This is a genomic window from Denitrobacterium detoxificans (assembly GCF_015062615.1).
GTDB lineage: Bacteria > Actinomycetota > Coriobacteriia > Coriobacteriales > Eggerthellaceae > Denitrobacterium > Denitrobacterium detoxificans_A.
Genome location: NZ_SUUH01000001.1, coordinates 675,350 through 692,852 on the forward strand (window position 1 = coordinate 675,350; position 17,503 = coordinate 692,852).

Annotated in this window: 14 protein-coding genes; 2 read left to right on the plus strand and 12 right to left on the minus strand. The window is 60.4% G+C overall.

The window, feature by feature from the left end; all coding sequences use genetic code 11:
• Positions 1 to 4 precede the first annotated feature (4 nt).
• The 11 genes from thrH to E7002_RS02885 form a co-directional block, all read right to left on the minus strand.
• Complete coding sequence (gene thrH, locus E7002_RS02835) at positions 5 to 607, minus strand: bifunctional phosphoserine phosphatase/homoserine phosphotransferase ThrH (RefSeq protein WP_066664797.1); 603 nt, start codon at positions 605 to 607, stop codon at positions 5 to 7.
• Between the two features lie 70 nt (positions 608 to 677).
• Positions 678 to 3,014, minus strand: coding sequence for an acetyl-CoA carboxylase carboxyltransferase subunit alpha (locus E7002_RS02840; RefSeq protein WP_303727398.1), 2,337 nt, complete (start codon positions 3,012 to 3,014; stop codon positions 678 to 680).
• 18 nt (positions 3,015 to 3,032) lie between these two features.
• The gene (fabZ, locus tag E7002_RS02845) at positions 3,033 to 3,485 is read right to left on the minus strand and encodes a 3-hydroxyacyl-ACP dehydratase FabZ (protein WP_066660779.1); all 453 of its coding nucleotides are present in this window, start codon (positions 3,483 to 3,485) and stop codon (positions 3,033 to 3,035) included.
• 28 nt (positions 3,486 to 3,513) lie between these two features.
• Positions 3,514 to 4,794, minus strand: a complete 1,281-nt coding sequence (fabF, locus tag E7002_RS02850; RefSeq protein ID WP_303727399.1) for a beta-ketoacyl-ACP synthase II — start codon at positions 4,792 to 4,794, stop codon at positions 3,514 to 3,516.
• A complete protein-coding gene (gene fabG / locus E7002_RS02855) occupies positions 4,791 to 5,555 on the minus strand; it encodes a 3-oxoacyl-[acyl-carrier-protein] reductase (protein ID WP_066660773.1) in 765 nt (254 codons plus the stop codon). Before fabG ends, fabF begins: the two co-directional genes overlap by 4 nt.
• Before the next feature lie 107 nt (positions 5,556 to 5,662).
• The gene (locus E7002_RS02860) at positions 5,663 to 6,601 is read right to left on the minus strand and encodes an ACP S-malonyltransferase (protein ID WP_303727400.1); all 939 of its coding nucleotides are present in this window, start codon (positions 6,599 to 6,601) and stop codon (positions 5,663 to 5,665) included.
• A gap of 4 nt (positions 6,602 to 6,605) precedes the next feature.
• Entirely contained in the window at positions 6,606 to 7,577 is a 972-nt protein-coding gene (locus E7002_RS02865) for a nitronate monooxygenase (protein ID WP_303727401.1), read from the minus strand.
• 9 nt (positions 7,578 to 7,586) lie between these two features.
• On the minus strand, positions 7,587 to 7,808 hold the full coding sequence (locus tag E7002_RS02870) for an acyl carrier protein (protein ID WP_066664791.1): 222 nt from the start codon (positions 7,806 to 7,808) through the stop codon (positions 7,587 to 7,589).
• 146 nt (positions 7,809 to 7,954) lie between these two features.
• On the minus strand, positions 7,955 to 10,567 hold the full coding sequence (locus E7002_RS02875) for a heavy metal translocating P-type ATPase (protein WP_303727402.1): 2,613 nt from the start codon (positions 10,565 to 10,567) through the stop codon (positions 7,955 to 7,957).
• Positions 10,568 to 10,719: 152 nt separating this feature from the next.
• Positions 10,720 to 12,051 (minus strand): hypothetical protein, encoded by a 1,332-nt coding sequence (locus E7002_RS02880; protein WP_303727403.1) that lies wholly within the window; start codon positions 12,049 to 12,051, stop codon positions 10,720 to 10,722.
• A gap of 104 nt (positions 12,052 to 12,155) precedes the next feature.
• Positions 12,156 to 13,280: a beta-ketoacyl-ACP synthase 3 gene (locus tag E7002_RS02885; protein WP_303727404.1), complete on the minus strand. Its 1,125-nt coding sequence runs from the start codon at positions 13,278 to 13,280 to the stop codon at positions 12,156 to 12,158.
• Between the two features lie 117 nt (positions 13,281 to 13,397).
• Between E7002_RS02885 and E7002_RS02890 the strand changes: the two genes are divergently transcribed.
• Together E7002_RS02890 and E7002_RS02895 are read left to right on the plus strand one after the other, a co-directional pair.
• On the plus strand, positions 13,398 to 13,862 hold the full coding sequence (locus E7002_RS02890) for a MarR family winged helix-turn-helix transcriptional regulator (RefSeq protein ID WP_082867805.1): 465 nt from the start codon (positions 13,398 to 13,400) through the stop codon (positions 13,860 to 13,862).
• 131 nt (positions 13,863 to 13,993) lie between these two features.
• Complete coding sequence (locus E7002_RS02895) at positions 13,994 to 15,007, plus strand: NlpC/P60 family protein (RefSeq protein WP_303727405.1); 1,014 nt, start codon at positions 13,994 to 13,996, stop codon at positions 15,005 to 15,007.
• On the opposite strand, the gene E7002_RS02900 is transcribed toward E7002_RS02895, so the two are convergent.
• The gene (locus E7002_RS02900) at positions 15,004 to 17,490 is read right to left on the minus strand and encodes an EAL domain-containing protein (RefSeq protein WP_303727406.1); all 2,487 of its coding nucleotides are present in this window, start codon (positions 17,488 to 17,490) and stop codon (positions 15,004 to 15,006) included. The two genes, E7002_RS02895 and E7002_RS02900, sit on opposite strands and share 4 nt — an antisense overlap.
• Positions 17,491 to 17,503 lie beyond the last annotated feature (13 nt).

Consider the following 17,503-nt stretch of genomic DNA (forward strand, 5'->3'; position numbering starts at 1 on the left):
ACGCCTACGCCAGCTGCTCGCGAATGGCGGCCAGAAGCTCGTCATACGTTTCCAGCGCGGGAATCTCGGGGTGCTCGGCCTTGATGCTTTCGGGGGCGCAGAACAGCCAACCCGCCTTGCTCGCCTCGATCATACCCAGGTCGTTATAGCTATCACCGCTGGCAAGCGTTTCGAAGCCACAGCTCTGCAGCGCACGCACCGTGGTGCGCTTGGAATCCTGCACGCGCATAACATGGCCGCATAGCATGCCTGCTTCGTCTACCTGCAGCGTGTTGCAGAAGATGGTAGGCCAGCCAAGTTTGCGCATAAGCGGCTGCGCGAACTGGTCGAACGTATCGCTCACGATGATGACCTGCGCGATGGAACGCAGCTCGTCCAGGAATTCGGCAGCCCCGGGAAGCGGATCCATGCCGCTGATGGTCTCCTGAATATCGGCCAGGCCCAAGCCCGCCTCGCGCAGGATGTCGATGCGATAAGCCATGAGCTTATCGTAATCGGGCTCGTCACGCGTGGTCTTCATGAGCGCGGGGATTTCTCGCGCCTTGGCGAACTCCTGCCAGATTTCGGGTACGAGAACGCCTTCAAGGTCGAGGCAAACGACATGCATGGGCATGGGAGGTCCTTTCGGTCGTAAAAAGTATTGGCGCCATGCTACTACGAACATGACGCCAAGGATTCTAGAATTTCGCGAAACGCTCCTGTCGCTGCGCTACGAGCTCGTCGGGGGTAAGATCGGCGAGGTCGTTCAGGCTGCGCTTCAGGTAATGCCGCAGCTCACGTGCAGCTTGCTCGGGATTCTCGTGCGCTGGGGCATCGCCTTCGGTAAGCACCGCATCGATGATGCCCATATCATGAACCTGGTTTGCGTTCATGCGCATAACCGCAGCGGCTTCCGCGGCACGCGAGCGATCCTTCCACAGAATGGATGCGAAACCTTCGGGCGATAATACCGAATACACCGCATGCTCCTGCATGGCCACGCGATTCGAAACCGCCAGCGCCAACGCGCCGCCGGAACCTCCCTCGCCCAGCAACACGCTCACCACGGGGACGCGCAAACCAGCCATGGCCTGCAGGTTCTCGGCGATGGCATTGCCCTGGCCACGCTCCTCGGCTTCCGCGCCGCAAAACGCGCCCTGGGTGTCGACCAGGCAGATAATGGGACGTCCGAATTTCTCGGCTTGGCGCATGAGGCGCAAGCTCTTTCGATAGCCCTCGGGCTGCGGGCAACCGAAGTTGCGCGCGATGCGCTCCTTCAGGTTCTCGCCCTTTTCCTCGGCGATTACCGTCACGACCTGGCCGCCCAACCAGCCAATGCCGCCCACGATAGCGCCGTCGTCGCCAAAGGCACGGTCGCCATGCAACTCGATGAAGCCATCGATCATGTTGCGAATGTAGTAAATGGCGGTGGGACGATGCGTGTTCCTGGCAAGCTGAACGCTCTTCCAGGCCGCATTCGGCTCCTCGCTCGACAACGTGGCGTCGGCAACGGGACGGGGTTCCTTGTACAAGGGCACGCCATCGGAAAACGCCACGGCATCGCGCGCGCCCAGCGCCTCCTGCAATTCGGGAATGCCCAGCTTCTTGCGCAACGCGTCGAAGAACCCAGGCTCGGGCTCCTCGATCTCGGTTACGGGAACGCGACCATAGGTAACATGGTTGTACGAATTGCGGCCCGTCTCCAGCGCATCCTTCACGCTGCCATACGTAAGGATAGCCGTGGGCGTACCCGGCTCCACCGAGCTGGTGGTGGCACGATGCATGGCCAGCAACTGGGCCAACGTGCGACGCAGCTCCTCACGCGGAACGATGGCGTCGATGAGGCCATGCTCCAGCGCGAATTCGGCCGTCTGGAAGCCCTTCGGAAGCTCCTGGCGAATGGTGTCCTGGATAACGCGCTTGCCAGCGAAGCCGATGAGGGCATGAGGCTCGGCAAGAATGACGTCACCCTGCGTTGCGAACGAAGCCGTCACGCCACCCGTGGTGGGATCGGTGATGATGGAGATGTAGAGCAGCCCAGCGCGCGAATGGCGTTCCACCGCGCAGCTGACCTTGGCCATCTGCATCAGCGACACCAGGCCCTCCTGCATGCGGGCACCGCCGCTAGCGCAGAACACGATAACGGGAAGCCCCTCTTCGGTGGCACGGTCGAACAGCTTCGACACCTTGTCGCCCACGACCGAGCCCATGGAGCCCATGAAGAAGCCCGCCTCCATGACGCCAATGGCACACGGAAGGCCGGCAATGCGGCCGCTGCCGGTACGCACGGCCTCGTCGAGGCCCGTCTTCTCGCGCTGCTTTTCCAGCTTCTCCTGATAGCCGGGGAAATCAAGCGGGTCGGTTTCCGTGCAGGTGGCATTCCACTCCTCGAAGCTGTCCATGTCAAGCAGGTCATTGATGCGCTGCGTGGAAGAAAGGCGGTAGTACGTTCCGCACGAGGGGCACGTGTAATAGCTCTTTGCCAGCGAAGATTCCGCGAACGTGAGCTTGCAGTTACGGCAGGTGCACCAATGCTCGTCTTCCACGAAATCGCGCTCGGTCTCGCAGAGCTTCCAGCCCAGCAAGTTGGCCGTCACGTCATCGGTGGCGTAGACGCTGATGCCGTGACGCTTCGCGCGCGCCAGGAAGGCATCGACCGTGGCGAGAGGCAAGGCCTCCTCGCACAGCAGGATGACCTGGGCTTCGGCTTCAAGCGCGGCACCCAAGACGGCATAGGCGTTCGAGAAGAGCTCGTCGGAGTACTTCTCGCCCAGGCATACGCGCTTTTCGGCGAAGCGAAGGTACGAAGCCGCCTTATGGTCTTCCGTGTACACGGCGCAGGGCTGCATGCCAGCGGAAGCCACGTCCTGCAGCACCGTACGCGCATCCTTGCCATGCGTCATGACCAGGGCGACGGGAATCGTCGCAGGCGCCTCTTCCGTAATGCGGTCCAGGCGATAGAGCACCTTGCACGCATCAGCCGCATCGGCATTGGAAGCGGCCGTTGATCGCCCATAGGTATAGTAGTTCTCCATGTAAACCCCCTCCGTACGTTACGCCTGCTGAGCAGTGGCAAGCACGTACTTCTGCGTGGCCTGGGCGCACACTTCCCCATCGACGGTGGCAACGACCTCGGCCACCACCATGCGTGAGCCGGCCTTCACGATCGTCCCCTCCAGGCGCACCGTTTCGCCCGGCAGTACCTGACGGCGGAACTTGGCCTTGTCGATGCCCGTGAGAAAGCCCACGGTGCCCTCGATGCCACGACCAGCCAGCACGCAGAACGACGCAGCCTGCGCCAGGGCTTCCATAAGAATGACGCCCGGCAGCACGGGATGCGTGGGAAAATGCCCCTTGAACAGCTCGAGTTCGGGGTCGACATCCAACTCGGCGACCACATGCTCGCACGGCGTGCACTCGAGCACGCGGCTAACCCACACGAACGGTTCGCGATGAGGCAGTACGCTCTTGACTACAGACGCATCTGCGGGAAAGGTGATATCCATCTTGTACACTCCTTTTGCGCTATGCGCATTATGCCCTATACGGCGAAATGGCCAGAGCCGCATTGTGCCCGCCAAAGCCCAAAGAGGTGGTGAGGGCAACCTTCTGCTCATAGCCCCGCATGGGCTGGGAAACCACGTTAACGGGGCATTCGGGGTCGGGCTGTTCAAAGCCAGACGTGGGCGGAACCGCATCGCGCATGACGGAGAGCGCGCAAACGATGGCCTCAATGGCGCCCGCAGCGCCCAACGTATGGCCAATGCATCCCTTTACGCTGGTGACGGGCACTTTCTTGCCCTCCTCTTCGCCGCACAAAGCCAGCAGCGCCTTCGATTCGGTGCTGTCATTGGCCGCCGTACCCGTGCCGTGGGCATTCAGATGACCCAGGTCGGCAGGCGTGAAGCCGCCCTCCTGCAGGGCCATACTCATGGCGCGCATGATGCCTTCGGCGCTGGGGTCGGGCGCGGTCATGTGGTAGGCGTCGCCCGTGGAACCATAGCCGGTGACCTCCGCCAGAATGGTGGCGCCACGCGCAATGGCATGTTCAAACGACTCGAGTACCACGGCACCAGCGCCTTCGCCCGCCACGAAGCCACCGCGTCGCACGTCGAACGGCAGCGATGCCTGCGTGGGGTCCTCTTCCTTGGAAAGCGCGCCCAGGTTGCTGAAGCCCGCAATGCAGATGGGGTTGATGGCCTCTTCGGCGCCACCGGCCAGAGCCGCGTCTATATAGCCATGGCGAATGTCACGCACGGCCGTGCCGATGGAATGGGCACCCGTGGCGCACGCCGTGACGATATCAAGGCACTCGCCCTTCATGCCGTAGCGAATGGCCAGGTTACCTGCGGCAATATTGCTAATCATGGTGGGTACGAACAGAGGGCTCACGCGCTTGGGCCCCTTGTTCTCCAGGTCGTGGAAGCCCTTCTGCAGCTCGTCGATGCCGCCGATGCCCGAACCGAAGATGACGGCAACGCGCGAGGCATCTTCTTCTTCCATCTTCATGCCGCTCATGGCAAGAGCCTCATCGCTCGCCACGATGGCATACTGCACGAAGCGCTCGAAGCGACGGGCCTCCTTCTTGGTAAGGCCATGCTCAGTGCCGTCGAAATCGCGCACTTCGCCTGCGTTATGAACGGGGTATTCCTCGGTATCGAAGCGCTGGATGGGGGCGATGCAGCAAGAACGCTCCATGAGCGCATCCCACAGGGCTTCGATGCCAACGCCCGCAGGAGAAACGGCACCCATACCCGTAATGGCAACGCGATGAGAACCGTCGGGTCGACGGGTTGCGGTGTTCAGTTCGCTCATTCGGAAAGACCTCCGTCCACGCATACCACCTGGCCGGTGATATAGCTCGATTCTTCTTCAGCAAGGAATGCGACCAGATGCGCCACGTCCTCGGGCTGGCCCAGGCGACCGCAGCCGATGCGGTCGATAATAGCCGTGCGCTGCTTTTCAGTGAGGGCATCGGTCATGGGCGTTTCCACGAAGCCAGGAGCCACGGCATTCACCGTGACGCCGCGACCGGCAAGCTCCTTTGCCAGGGACTTGGTAAGGCCGATGATGCCCGCCTTGGAAGCGGCATAATTGGCCTGCCCCGCATTGCCGTATACGCCCACCACGCTGGAAAGGCTGATGATGCGACCGTAGCGCTGCTTGGTCATGGCACGGGAAACCGCCTTGCAGCAGTTGAACGCACCCTTCAGATTCACGGCGATAACGCTGTCGAAATCCTCTTCCTTCATGCGCATGATCAGGCCATCACGCGTAATGCCGGCATTGTTCACCAGCACGTCCACGCGACCGAACTCGGAAAGCACCGTGTCGACCATGGCCTTGGTCTGCTCCATGCTGGCAACGTTGGCAACGGCCACGATGGCACGTACGCCAAAATCGCGCTCGATCTCGGAAGCCACGTCATTCGCGCTCTCCAGAGACGATTCGCTCGAGCAGTTCACGCATACGTTGTATCCCCTGGAGGCGAATTCCAGGGCGATGGCACGACCGATGCCGCGACCCGAACCCGTTACGATAGCCGAACGGGTAATGGGGGTTTCCTGTTCTTGCATTCCTACTCCTTCATATCTACGCCCACGCAAATAGCCCAGGGCTACCGCGGGCGCTCTGAGTACTCCCAGAAATTCGGGCGCCGGTTCGGCCCGACGCCCGCTTGTATCTAAGCTTGGTTCTGGATGAGGGCTTCCATGCTGGCCCTATCTTGCACGCACACATGATCCAAGTTGGGATCTATGCGCTTCACCAGGTTATTCAGCACTCCACCGAAGCCTACTTCCACGAAGCTGGTTGCGCCCGCCGCGGCAAGCTCCTGCACGCTTTGCATGAAGCGCACCGGATGAGTAAGGTGCGCGGTAAGATGCGCCGGTGCTTCGGCCGCCTTCAAGGGCTGAGCGTCGGTGTTGCAGATGAGCGGCACACGAGGATCGGAGAACTGAACCGTTTCCAGGTACGCGGAGAATTCGCTGGCAGCCTGCTGCATAAGCGGACTGTGGAACGCTCCCGACGTGGCAAGACGGCGGGCCTTGTAGCCACGCTCCTTCCAGGCGGCTTCCGCACGCTCGACGGCGGCAACTTCGCCGGAGACAACAATTTGGGCTGCGCTGTTGTAATTGGCGGGAACCAACACCTGTCCCTGCGCACAGCTGGCGCACACCTCCTCGACCTCTTCGGGAGTGCCCTTCATGAACGCGCTCATAACGCCCTCGTTTTGCTGCGCTGCCTTCGCCATAACCTCGGAACGAACCGCCAGCAAGCGGAACGTATCTTCCACCGAAAGCATGCCGGAAATGGCAAGCGCGCTAATCTGGCCCAGGGAAAAGCCCAGCACTGCCTGCGGCTGCACGCCACGGGCGATGAGCGCCATGGCGATGCCAATGGACAGCGTGGCAATGGCGGCCTGCGCGTTACGCGTCTCGTTGAGCTCTTCCGCCGAGGCCTGCGTACACAGGTTGCGCACGTCTACGCCGAGTATGTCACTGGCGCAATCGAACACCTGAGCAACTTCGGGCACGTCGATGAGGTCGGCGCCCATGCCAGGTTTCTGAGAGCCCTGCCCCGAGCACATGAACACGCATGACTGCGTCTGGTTCAGTTCCATGAAATCACTTCCGGTTCAAAGCGCGCTGGGCGCTTTTCGTGGCGCGCTCTTCGAGCGTAAGACCGCACAGCTCTTCGGCCTGGGACATCATTTCCGCAAGTACGGAAGCCGCAGTCTCGCGCTTGTGCACGATAGCGGCAATCTGGCCAGCCATGATGGTGCCGTTGTCCACATCGCCCTCGACGGCGCGACGCAGACTACCCACGTACATGGCTTCGAGTTCGGCACCCTTCGAGGGGTCGACTTCGAGCTTACGCGCCGTACGCGCGAACTTGTTCTTCAGGCAGCGCACGGGATGGCCCGAGCCACGACCGGTAACAACGGTGTCGGCGTCCTTGGCGCCCAGGATCTTTTCCTTGTACGCATCGGAAACGGTGCATTCTTCGACCGTGAGGAAACGCGTACCGCACTGCACGCCTTCGGCACCCAGGGCAAACGCCGCCGCCAGACCGCGGCCATCGGCAATGCCGCCAGCACCAATAACGGGAATGTCCACCGCTTCGCAAACCGAGGGAATAAGGGCCATGGTGGTAAGCTCGCCCACATGTCCACCCGATTCGGTGCCTTCCGCCACAACGGCATCGGCACCCAGGCGCTCCATGCGGCGGGCAAGCGCAGCGCTAGCCACAACGGGGACCACCTTGATGCCGGCTTCTTTCCACATTTCCATGTAGTTAGCCGGGCTACCGGCGCCCGTGGTGATAACGTCAATCTTCAGATCGACCAGGAGCTTCGCCAAATCAGCAGCCTGCGGGTCCATGAGCATAACGTTGGCGCCAATGGGGGCGCTGGTCTTGGCGCGAGCAGCCGCAACCTGTTCCTCAACCCAGGAAAGGGGCGCACCGCCGCAGGCAATAATGCCCAGACCGCCCGCTTCGCTCACGGCAGACGCCAGGCTCGCATCGGCGATGCGAGCCATGGCGCCCTGAATAATGGGCACGCGAATGTCCAAAAGCTCAGTTACGCGAGTATTCATACGCGCGCCTTATTTCAGAGAGTCGATGTATTCCACCATGGCGCCGATGGTATCCAGGCCTTCGGGCTCGCCAAACTCGATGTCGAGCTTCTCTTCGATGTCGCAGGTCATCTCTACCATGTCGAGGGAATCGATGCCCAGGGATTCCAGAGTGGACTCCGGGGTAACCGTCTCGGGATCGATGTCGAGGTTGTCGGAGAGCACTTCTTTGATGACGTCGATGGTAGCCATGAACATCTTCCTTTCCTTCGGAATCTAATTCCTTAGATTATCTAACTATTTACGTATGGTAGGGATATCCCCAGGAGAACGCAACCGTCTTCACAGTATTCGCGCGGCACCTCTCGGCACCGCGCGAAGGGGAAACGAGGTTGTGCCTAGGCTACGACAGCTTCGTAGCCAGCGTCCACGATGGCGGCCACGAGCACGTCGTCGGCAACGTCGGCAGACAGGTGCGCAACGGCGGTCTTCGCGTCCAGGTCGACATCGGCCGACGTAACGCCCTCAACGCCCTCTAGGGCCTTCTTCACGTGGGCGACGCAGTGCTGGCACATCATGCCCTCGACGTTGAACTTCTTTTCCATGTGTATCTCCTTCGAACGAGATTGTTCCTTCACCGGCTCGTCATTCTGGCCGGATGGCTCCAATTCACCTTCCCCATCGGCGGGTTGCGTGGGAACGGGCACGGCGAAACGCGGGCGCCACGCACGCATGCGCAGGGCATTGCCCACCACGAAGATGGAAGAGCAGCCCATGGCCGCCGCGCCGATCATGGGATTGATGACCAAGCCCGCCCAGGCGAACAGGCCCGCCGCAATGGGGATGCAGATGACGTTGTAGATGAGCGCCCAGAACAGGTTCTGGCGAATGGTGCGCAGCGTGCGGCGCGAAAGCTGCACGGCCGAGACCACATCGATAAGGTCGCTGCGCATGAGCACCACATCGGCGCTGTCGATGGCGATGTCGGTGCCATTGCCGATGGCGATGCCCACGTCGGCACGGGCAAGGGCCGGGGCGTCGTTCACGCCGTCACCCACCATGATCACGTGGCCCGCTTCGGAAAGACGCGCGACTTCGCGCTCCTTGTCGGCCGGCAAAACGCCGGCAATGACGCGATCCACGCCCGCCTGGCGCTGAATGGCGGCTGCAGTGCGTTCGTTGTCCCCGGTGAGCATGACCGTCTGCACGCCCATCGCGCCCAATTCGGAAATGGCATGCGCACTCGTGGGCTTGATGCGATCGGCCACCGCGATAACGCCAGCCAGCACGCCGTCGCAGGCAACGAACAAGGGAGTCGCTCCTTCGTCGGCATACTGCCGAGCCACATCGGCAGCCGATTCGACGGCAATGCCTCGCTCGGACATAAGGCTGGCATTGCCCGCGCAGACAGACTTGCCATCAACGAGAGCCGCCACACCCCCGCCGGGAATCTGCTCGAACTCCACGGCATACGACTCCGAAAGGCCATGCTCGTCAGCATACGCCATGATGGCCTGCGCAAACGGATGCTCGCTCTTGGCTTCGAGGGCAGCAGCCAGGGTCATGAGCTCACGCTCGCCCACGCCCACGGGGCGAACGCTCACAACCGAGGGCGTGCCCGCCGTAATAGTACCCGTCTTGTCGAACACCACGGTATGGGCGCTGCCCGCCGCTTCAAGAGCCTCGGCGGATTTCACCAGAATGCCACTGCGCGCACCACGCCCCGTACCCACCATGATGGCGGTAGGCGTAGCGAGGCCCAGGGCGCAGGGGCAGGAAATGACGAGCACGCTGATGGCGTAATTGAGCGCCATGGAAACCCCCGCACCCAGAGCCATCCATGCTACAAACACGATAAGGGCAATGGCAATAACCACCGGAACGAACACGCCGGCGATCTTGTCTGCCGTCTTCTGAATGGGGGCTTTCGAACTCGTGGCCTCGTCGACCAGGGCAATAATCCCCGCCAACACCGTCTCGTCACCCGTCTTCGTGACGCGCATGGTGAAGTAGCCCGACTTGCTCATGGTGGCGCCCGTCACCATATCGCCCAGAACCTTGTCCACGGGCACGCTTTCGCCGGTAATCGCCGACTCATCGATGGAAGCAGAGCCCTCCAGAATCACGCCATCGAGCGGCACGGCCTCACCCGCGCGCACCACGAGCACATCGCCCACGGCCACCTGCTCGACGGGAAGCTCAACTTCAGAACCATTCCGCAAGACGCGTGCCGTCTTGGGGGCAAGGTCGATAAGCTTCGAAATGGCATCCGTCGTGCGACCCTTCGCACGGGCCTCGAAGTACTTTCCCACCGTGATAAGCGTAAGAATCATGCCAGCGGAATCGAAGTAGAGCCCTGAAAACGCCTGGTGAGCAGCTTCCATATCGCCAACACCCATTGCAAGCGCCATGCCATACATCTTCACGATGCTGTACCCCAGCGAGGCGGTGGCCCCAATGGCAATGAGCGCATCCATGTTGGGCGAAAGGTGAAACAGGCTTCGAAAGCCGCCGCTGAAAAACGGACGACCCACGAACACAATGGGCACAACAAGCAAAAGCTCGGTAAGCGCGACAACCATCATATGCTCGTCACCCAAGAACGCAGCGGGAAACGGCCAACCAAACATATGGCCCATAGCCAGGTAAAACAGTGGGACGCAGAAAATCGCGGACACGATGAGTCGCACACGCATGCGCAGTTCCTGCTCGGCGGCAAGTTTCTCCTGGCGCTCGTGGGCAACGCGCGCGGCGCTCTTTCGGCCTGGCGCAGGCGCAGCCTCCTCACGCAAGATAGCCCCGTACCCCGCCTTGGAAATCTGCTCGGCTATGGCATTGTCGATAGCCGACACCTGTTCGGGGGCCACATCGGCGTCATATTCGACTTCCATGCTGTTCTTCAAGAGGTTCACGGCGCAATCGGCAACGCCCGGAACCTTGCGCGTGGCCTTGTCGACGCGCGACGAGCATGCGGCGCACGACATCCCCGTCACATCAAAGGTATGTTTCACGTTTTGCACTCCATTCTGCATAATCGCAGCGGCCAATGACTTGTATCGGGGTCATTGTACTCCATGAAGATAGCCATGACGCAAGACGAGACGGCAACCGCCGCGTGCACACGCAGCCGTAACCGTCCCGCAATGTTTCCTACAAGGAAAGCCTAATTGGAGCGCTTGGTAGTCGTAGTGGTGGTAGTCGTAGTGGTGACGTAGTCTTCGTCGTCGCTGGAACTGGAAGAAGAGCTATCCACAGCACCCGTGGCCTTCAGCGTGGGAAGCACGTTGTCCGACACGAATTCGATGTCGGGCGTGCCAATGGCGCTCTTGCTCATCTCGGAGACGTCGTCATAGGTAAGCGAGCCGCCCGAGGAAAGCCGTACCAGGTCCTCCAGAACGCTCGTGGACACAATGGGGTCAACCGATCCCTGGGCCATAAGCGATGCGTAATACGCCCAGTTCGTCGTCCATACCTCCACGCGATAGCCAGTCCCCTGCACCGTACCGGCGATATGGTCGACGTTGTCTTCTTCGTCGCTTTCCCCGCTATCCTTCACGCAGGTCACCGTCATGAGCTCCAGGCTGCTATAGCCATCGAGATACACGGTTACCGTGGGAAGACCGTTGTTCTTGGTGGTTTTGGTACTCACCTCGTCACGCCACAACGAGGGAATAGTGAACGTGAAGTAATCGGTTTCCACAATGCTGCCCGACGCCTCAGCCTCTTCCTCCTGCGCGGTGGTACGCGCATTGGTAATAGCATCGACGTACTTCTGAATCGTGGCGTCTTCGAGCGAAGCCTCGGTCATCCACTGCTTGATGGCCGCAATCTGATCATCGGTGGCGTCGATGGGCTGGATGGCGGAATACGACAAGGACACGGTTGCACCCTCGGTGGAGCCAACGGTGACCCCACTGGAAGTAGCGGATACGTTTACCGCAGCGGGGACGGCGTAGGTAATGCCAGCAGCCGTAACGGGCGACCCAGCGGGAACGAACGAATACGTGCCCGGCATGAGCTCGACGGTGTTGTCGGCCAAGGTCATAAGATGCAGCTCGTCGACGGCGTTGCCATCGATGTCGGTTCCCAGCACGCGAATGGGAATGACCGAAGAGGAGCCCGCCTTGTACTCGGGTACGTCGAACGTGACCTTCACCGTTTGCTTTACATGTTCCGCGTCGTAGGCAGCCTGGCTCACCTTGTCGTTTTGGAATGCCTGGAAGGCCGAATACACGCCGAAGATGACGCCCACGATTACCGCAACGGCGACGATGAAGATGAGAGCCTTCTGATACCAAGGCTGACGACGCTCGTATAGGGGAACCGCCGAATAGGCGCCACCCTGGGGTCGCATCTGACGATCGGCCAAGCGACTGCGATTATGATGCACCTGAACGGGCACGACGCGCCCGCCCGTCTGCACGAGCGGCATACCGCATGCATGACAGCGCTCTGCCTGCTTACTGTTCCTTGCTCCGCAACGAGGACACTGCATGTCTATCCTTTTCCGTTTCAGCTACGATATGCGACTGCCTGGCCGCGATGCGCCCCATTTTACCACGCTCTCACCAGCGCGTCTTCTGTAGGCGCACGGGCGCCCTACGCCTCGAACAGGACCGCCCCAGAGGTAAGGCCGCCACCAAAGCCCGCCATGACGACGTTATCGCCCTGCGAAATGCGTCCCTGGCAATACGCGTCGCACAGCGCCATGAGCGCGCTCGCGGCGCTGGTGTTAGCGCTTGAGCCAATGGACACCTGGAAGAGATCGAGCGGGACTTCCATCTTCTTGGCGACATGGGCGATGATGCGCTCGTTCGCCTGATGCGGAACGATACGCGCCACCTGGTCGACCGTCATGTCACCGCGCTCGAGCACGGCTTCGATGGCCTCGCGCATGGCGGTCGTCGCAAACTTGAACACGGTGCGCCCGGCCATGCCAATGTATTCCGTAACGGGAATGGCGCAATCGTAGGCCGCATCGTTGGACTGCGCGGCAACGCCCGCCTCGTCGAACGGGAACAGGGCGCGATTGAACATGTTGGCGCGGGAGAGCGTGAGCTCCACGTCATCGGTGTTCTTCAAGAACGAGCTGATGATGCCCTTGCGCGATTCGTTCCATTCCAGCAGCACCGCACCAGCGCCGTCGCCGAACAGCACACACGTGGCGCGATCGGTCCAATCGACAATGCGGGACAGGCGCTCGACGCCCACCACCAGCGCACGACGAATGGGATTGCACGCCCCCGGCGCGCTCTGCGAAGCACGCATCATGTTCTCGGCGACGGTAATGCCGTATACGCACCCCGAGCACGCAGCGTTCAGGTCGAAGGCAACCGCATTCGAAAGACCCAGGCGCATCTTGATGAGCGAGGCCTGGCACGGAATGGTGGCATCGGGCGTGATGGTCATGCAGATGAGCAGGTCGATGCTCTCGGGATCCACCTGGCCAAGGTTCCAGGAAGAAGCTTCGATAGAGCCGCCTTCCGCACCCAGGGCGGCAGAGCACGCCGCTGCCGCAAGATCGGTGCTCGATTCCGAAATGGCGATGCAGCGCTCGTGGATGCCCGTGCGTTTCACGATCCATTCGTCGCTCGTGTCGACGAGCTTCGCCAGATCATCGTTGCTCACCGAAAGCTTCGGGAGCGCCTTGCCGCATCCAATAACCGTGCAACCCACGTATGCCTCCTTCACGCATCGTTCGCGCATGGTCGTATTGTGCAACATGCGCGCATTGCCTACGATGCGATAAAATACTTTGAAACCCTAACAAAATTATCCAATGCCCCACAGCGTTGCAAGCGGATACATGCAACGCCCACGGCAATGAAGGTGGGACCATCTATGGCATCATCTGCATATCCGGCCATGGCCGCGCACAATCTGGAATTGGACGACCTGTTTTCAGGAACCTTCCAATCGGTCATGCGCATAGAGGAACGCGCCTTGGATAACCGCTATACCCAAGGGCTCACCATCACCGATATCCACACTATCGTAGCCGTGGGCCTCTACGAGCGAAACCCCATGAACGTCTGTGCAACGCGGCTCGACGTCACGCTCGCCACGCTCACCACCGCCGTGAACAAACTGGAAAAGCTGGGGTACGTGCGCAGGGAACGCTCGCAGGAAGACCGCCGGAAGGTCCTGCTTTCCCTTACCACGCAGGGGCGCAAGGCGTATCGCGCCCACTTGCTCTTCCACAAGCGCATGATCTCCGAGGCGCTCAATGGCCTCACCAACGAAGAGCAGCGCGTGCTCGCCCACGCGCTTGCCAAGGTCAAGGGCTTCTTCGACGCACGAGCATAAGCCACGTAACAACTTGATTAGGCTTCATCGCCCTCAATTGCGTGTGCATGGAGTGCGCGATACAATGGCCTTCCATGAATGATACAAATTACATATCATTTAACCCAGGGCGCCGACGCGTGGTAGCTGGTATGGGCGCTCTCGCTGCTGCGGGAGCGTTGGGGTGCGCGCTACCACGCCTTGCCCACGCCGATGAGCTGACGGAGCTCAAAACGAAGCAATACGACATCCAACAGCAAATCATCCAAATGCGCGGCGAAGTGGAAACGGCCGCCGACAACTACCAGAAGGCCCTGGAAGAGCACACGGCGGCTGAAGGCGAAGTCGCCGAGGCCCAGAAACTCATCGACGCAAACAACAAGCGCATCGGTGAACTGCAGGACCGCATGGGCGAACGCATTCGCCTGGAATACAAAACCGGCTTGGCGGGCGTATACGACCTGCTCTTCGGCGCAAGCACCTTCGAGCAGTTCGTCACACAGATCGACATGTACGACTACATCAACAAGGCCGACGCCGACATGGTGCAGGAGACGAAGGACCTGCGCGCGCAGAACGAGGAAGCCAAGCAGAAGAAGGAAGAGCAGGAGCAGATTGCCCGCTCGAAGATGGACGAGGCGAACCGCATCAAGACGGAGGCGGAGCAGAAGACCGCCGAGCTCCAGTCGCTCTACAACAGCCTGGACGCACAGGCGAAGGAGCTGCTGGAAGTCGCCCAGGCGCAGGCCATGGCCAGCGCCGATTGGCCCGTCGACATCATTGGCAATCCGCGCAACATCGAGCCCTTTCCCGACATCATCGATTACGCGCTCTCACGCGTGGGCTGCCCCTACGTATGGGGTGCCGCCGGACCCGACACCTTCGATTGCTCTGGCCTGGTTATTTGGGCATTTGCACAAGCGGGCATCAAGGGCATGCCCCACTACACCGGCTCGCTCTACGAACTGGCGCATGAGCGTGGCGCCATCGTGAACCTCACCGACGTAAAGCCGGGCGACATTCTCTTCCGCCCCGGGCATTGTGGCATCGCACTCGCAGACGGCGGACTCCCCTACGTGCATGCACCCAACACGGGCGCGCTCGTACGCACCACCGATTCGCTCTCGTATTCGAAATTCGTCTGCGGCTTGCGCTTCCCGCACTAGACGCGGTCGGTAATATCCGAGAAGTATCCAAGAAGGCCCACAATGCGGCCGCCCTGGTATACGGGCATCTTGTTCGCGACGATGGCACGCTCCTGGCCGTGCGCCAGGCAGAATCCGTGGGCATCGTGAATGCACTCGCCCTCCAAAACGCGCTCCTCGTCCAACTTGAACGGGCCGGGATCGCTATGCCACCCCATGTCCTCATCGGTATTGCCAATAAGGTCCCTTACACTTCCAAAGCCGTAGTAGTCGATAAACGCCCTGTTCGCTCCAAGGAACCTGCGATGGTCGTCCTTCCAGAAGACCTTAGTCTCGGTAGCGAACAAAACGGCATCCACCAACGAGGTGGTGGCAAGCCCACCCACGATGGAGGAAACGCCCTGGGCGTTGGGAGCACCCACCACCTTAAAGCATGCGACAACGCGCTGGTCGCCCGAAGCAATGATGGGCGTAATGACGACGCGCACCCAGCGATACCCCTTCATGCGCAGACGTATGCGGAAAATGAGAGAGATGATCCCGCCATTGGAACGCAGCCGCCGACGCATGGTCTTCAGCTCGAAAAACGCTGCGAACAGCTGGCGCTCATCGGGATGCACATACCCTTCCGAAATGACCTGAATGGCCATCGAGACCTTGCCGCGCGAAAAGGGATTCTTATCGATTTCCGACGTGAAACGAATGTTGTCGAATTCGCCCGTAGCAAGGTCGATGACGTCTATGCGCTCGAACAGGCTATACACGAACGAACGAACGGTAACCTGGTTGTCCCAGCTGTCAGCGGAATCCAAGCGCGTCAAGTTCACGGCGCGCACAAGGTACGCGTCCAGATGATTCGCCTGGGCAACATGGCGTACGCTCAACGCGCACAGCTCGCCCCCGAAATTGAACTCAACAGCACGGTCGGATTGCTCGGTCTTCGCCTCGAGCGCCGTATGCAGGAAGCGATCGCGCAGCACGCTGCCTAATTCGCGATCATCACTCATAAGGTCCTCGAAGTAGTGCACGCCCAACGCCGCAAGAAAGCCCCCGAACGGACGGTTCTGGGAAATAACGCGCACGCGACCGCGATCGACTTCGACCACGGCAAGCGGCACCGTGCCCGCAATGAGCATGTCAGACGCGGCCATGGCGTCGGCCAAGCCGCCCGCCAGGCTCACGCGACCAATATCGCTGAAGTAACCGCTTTCCGCATCCGTTTCCGCTTCGATTCCGCCCGTTTGAACCAATTCGAGGATTTCATCTATGGGAGCAGGCCTCGAGAAGAGATAGCCCTGCGCCTTCTCGCAGCCAACGGACCTCAGGAACTCAAGCTGGCGTTCCGTTTCCACGCCCTCGGTGAGCGTGTGCGCGCCCAGGCGTTTCACCATGCCAATGACCTGGGAAAGCACGGTTCGCGTAGCCGGGTTCTTGTCGATATCGCGAATAAGGCTCATGTCGATCTTCACCGTGTCGAACGGAACGGCGGTAAGTGCCGATAACGACGAATATCCACTGCCGAAATCGTCCATCCAGATCTTGTAGCCAGCGCGACGGAAGCGCTCAATCCCCTCACGCACGAGCGTGAAATCGCTGGAAAACGCACTCTCGGTTATTTCGATATCCAAATCGGACGAATCCATGCCGTTCCTGCGTACGGCGGAATCAACGATTTCGAAGATGTCGCAGAGTTCGAAGTCCAAGCGCGACAGGTTGACCGAAACGCTTGCCGTGGGAACAAGATCGCGAATACGATGGAACTCATCGCACGCCGTGTTCACGACGAAGGCATCGAGCTTATGGATAAATCGGCTCGACTCGAGCGTGGGGATGAACGTTGCAGGCGAAAGCATCCCGTGCAGAGGGCTACGCCAGCGCACAAGCGCCTCGACCCCGCATATCTTCCCCGAGATAACGCGCACGATGGGCTGGTAGTACACCTCGAGCTCGTTAGCCGCGATGGCGTCTTCCAAGCTGTTAAGCACGTACCCCTCGCGGCTCAGTTTCTGCGCAAGCTCGTCGTCGAAATAGCGAAGGTGAACGCCAAAGCGATCTTTCACACTCCGACACGCAAAGAGCGCGCGGTCGATAGCCTGCTTTTCGCTTACCGCCGGGTTGTCGAGAACGTAGACGCCCGCGATGATTCCCAGGGAAGTGCGTTCGTAATGCCAGGCCATATGGGAATGAATGGCAGCAATGGCCTGCTCGATGCGCTCGTTTCGAACGATTCCGCAAAAATGGTCGGCATACAGGCGCCCCAATATGGCATCAGGGAAAATGCTGCGGAGAACCTCACCCATGGTACGCAGGCATTCATCGCCGCGCATATAGCCATGACGACTATTAATGGCCTTGAAATTGCCGATATTGAGCACAATAAGGCAATGCGACCCGGGCATTTCCATCTGGGAAATGAACGCGGCCGTATGTGAACGAAAGGCGGGCTCGCTCAGCAAACCCGTCACGCTATCTTTCGCCGTATATAGACCCACAGCTTCTGGCACGGCAATACCCTTC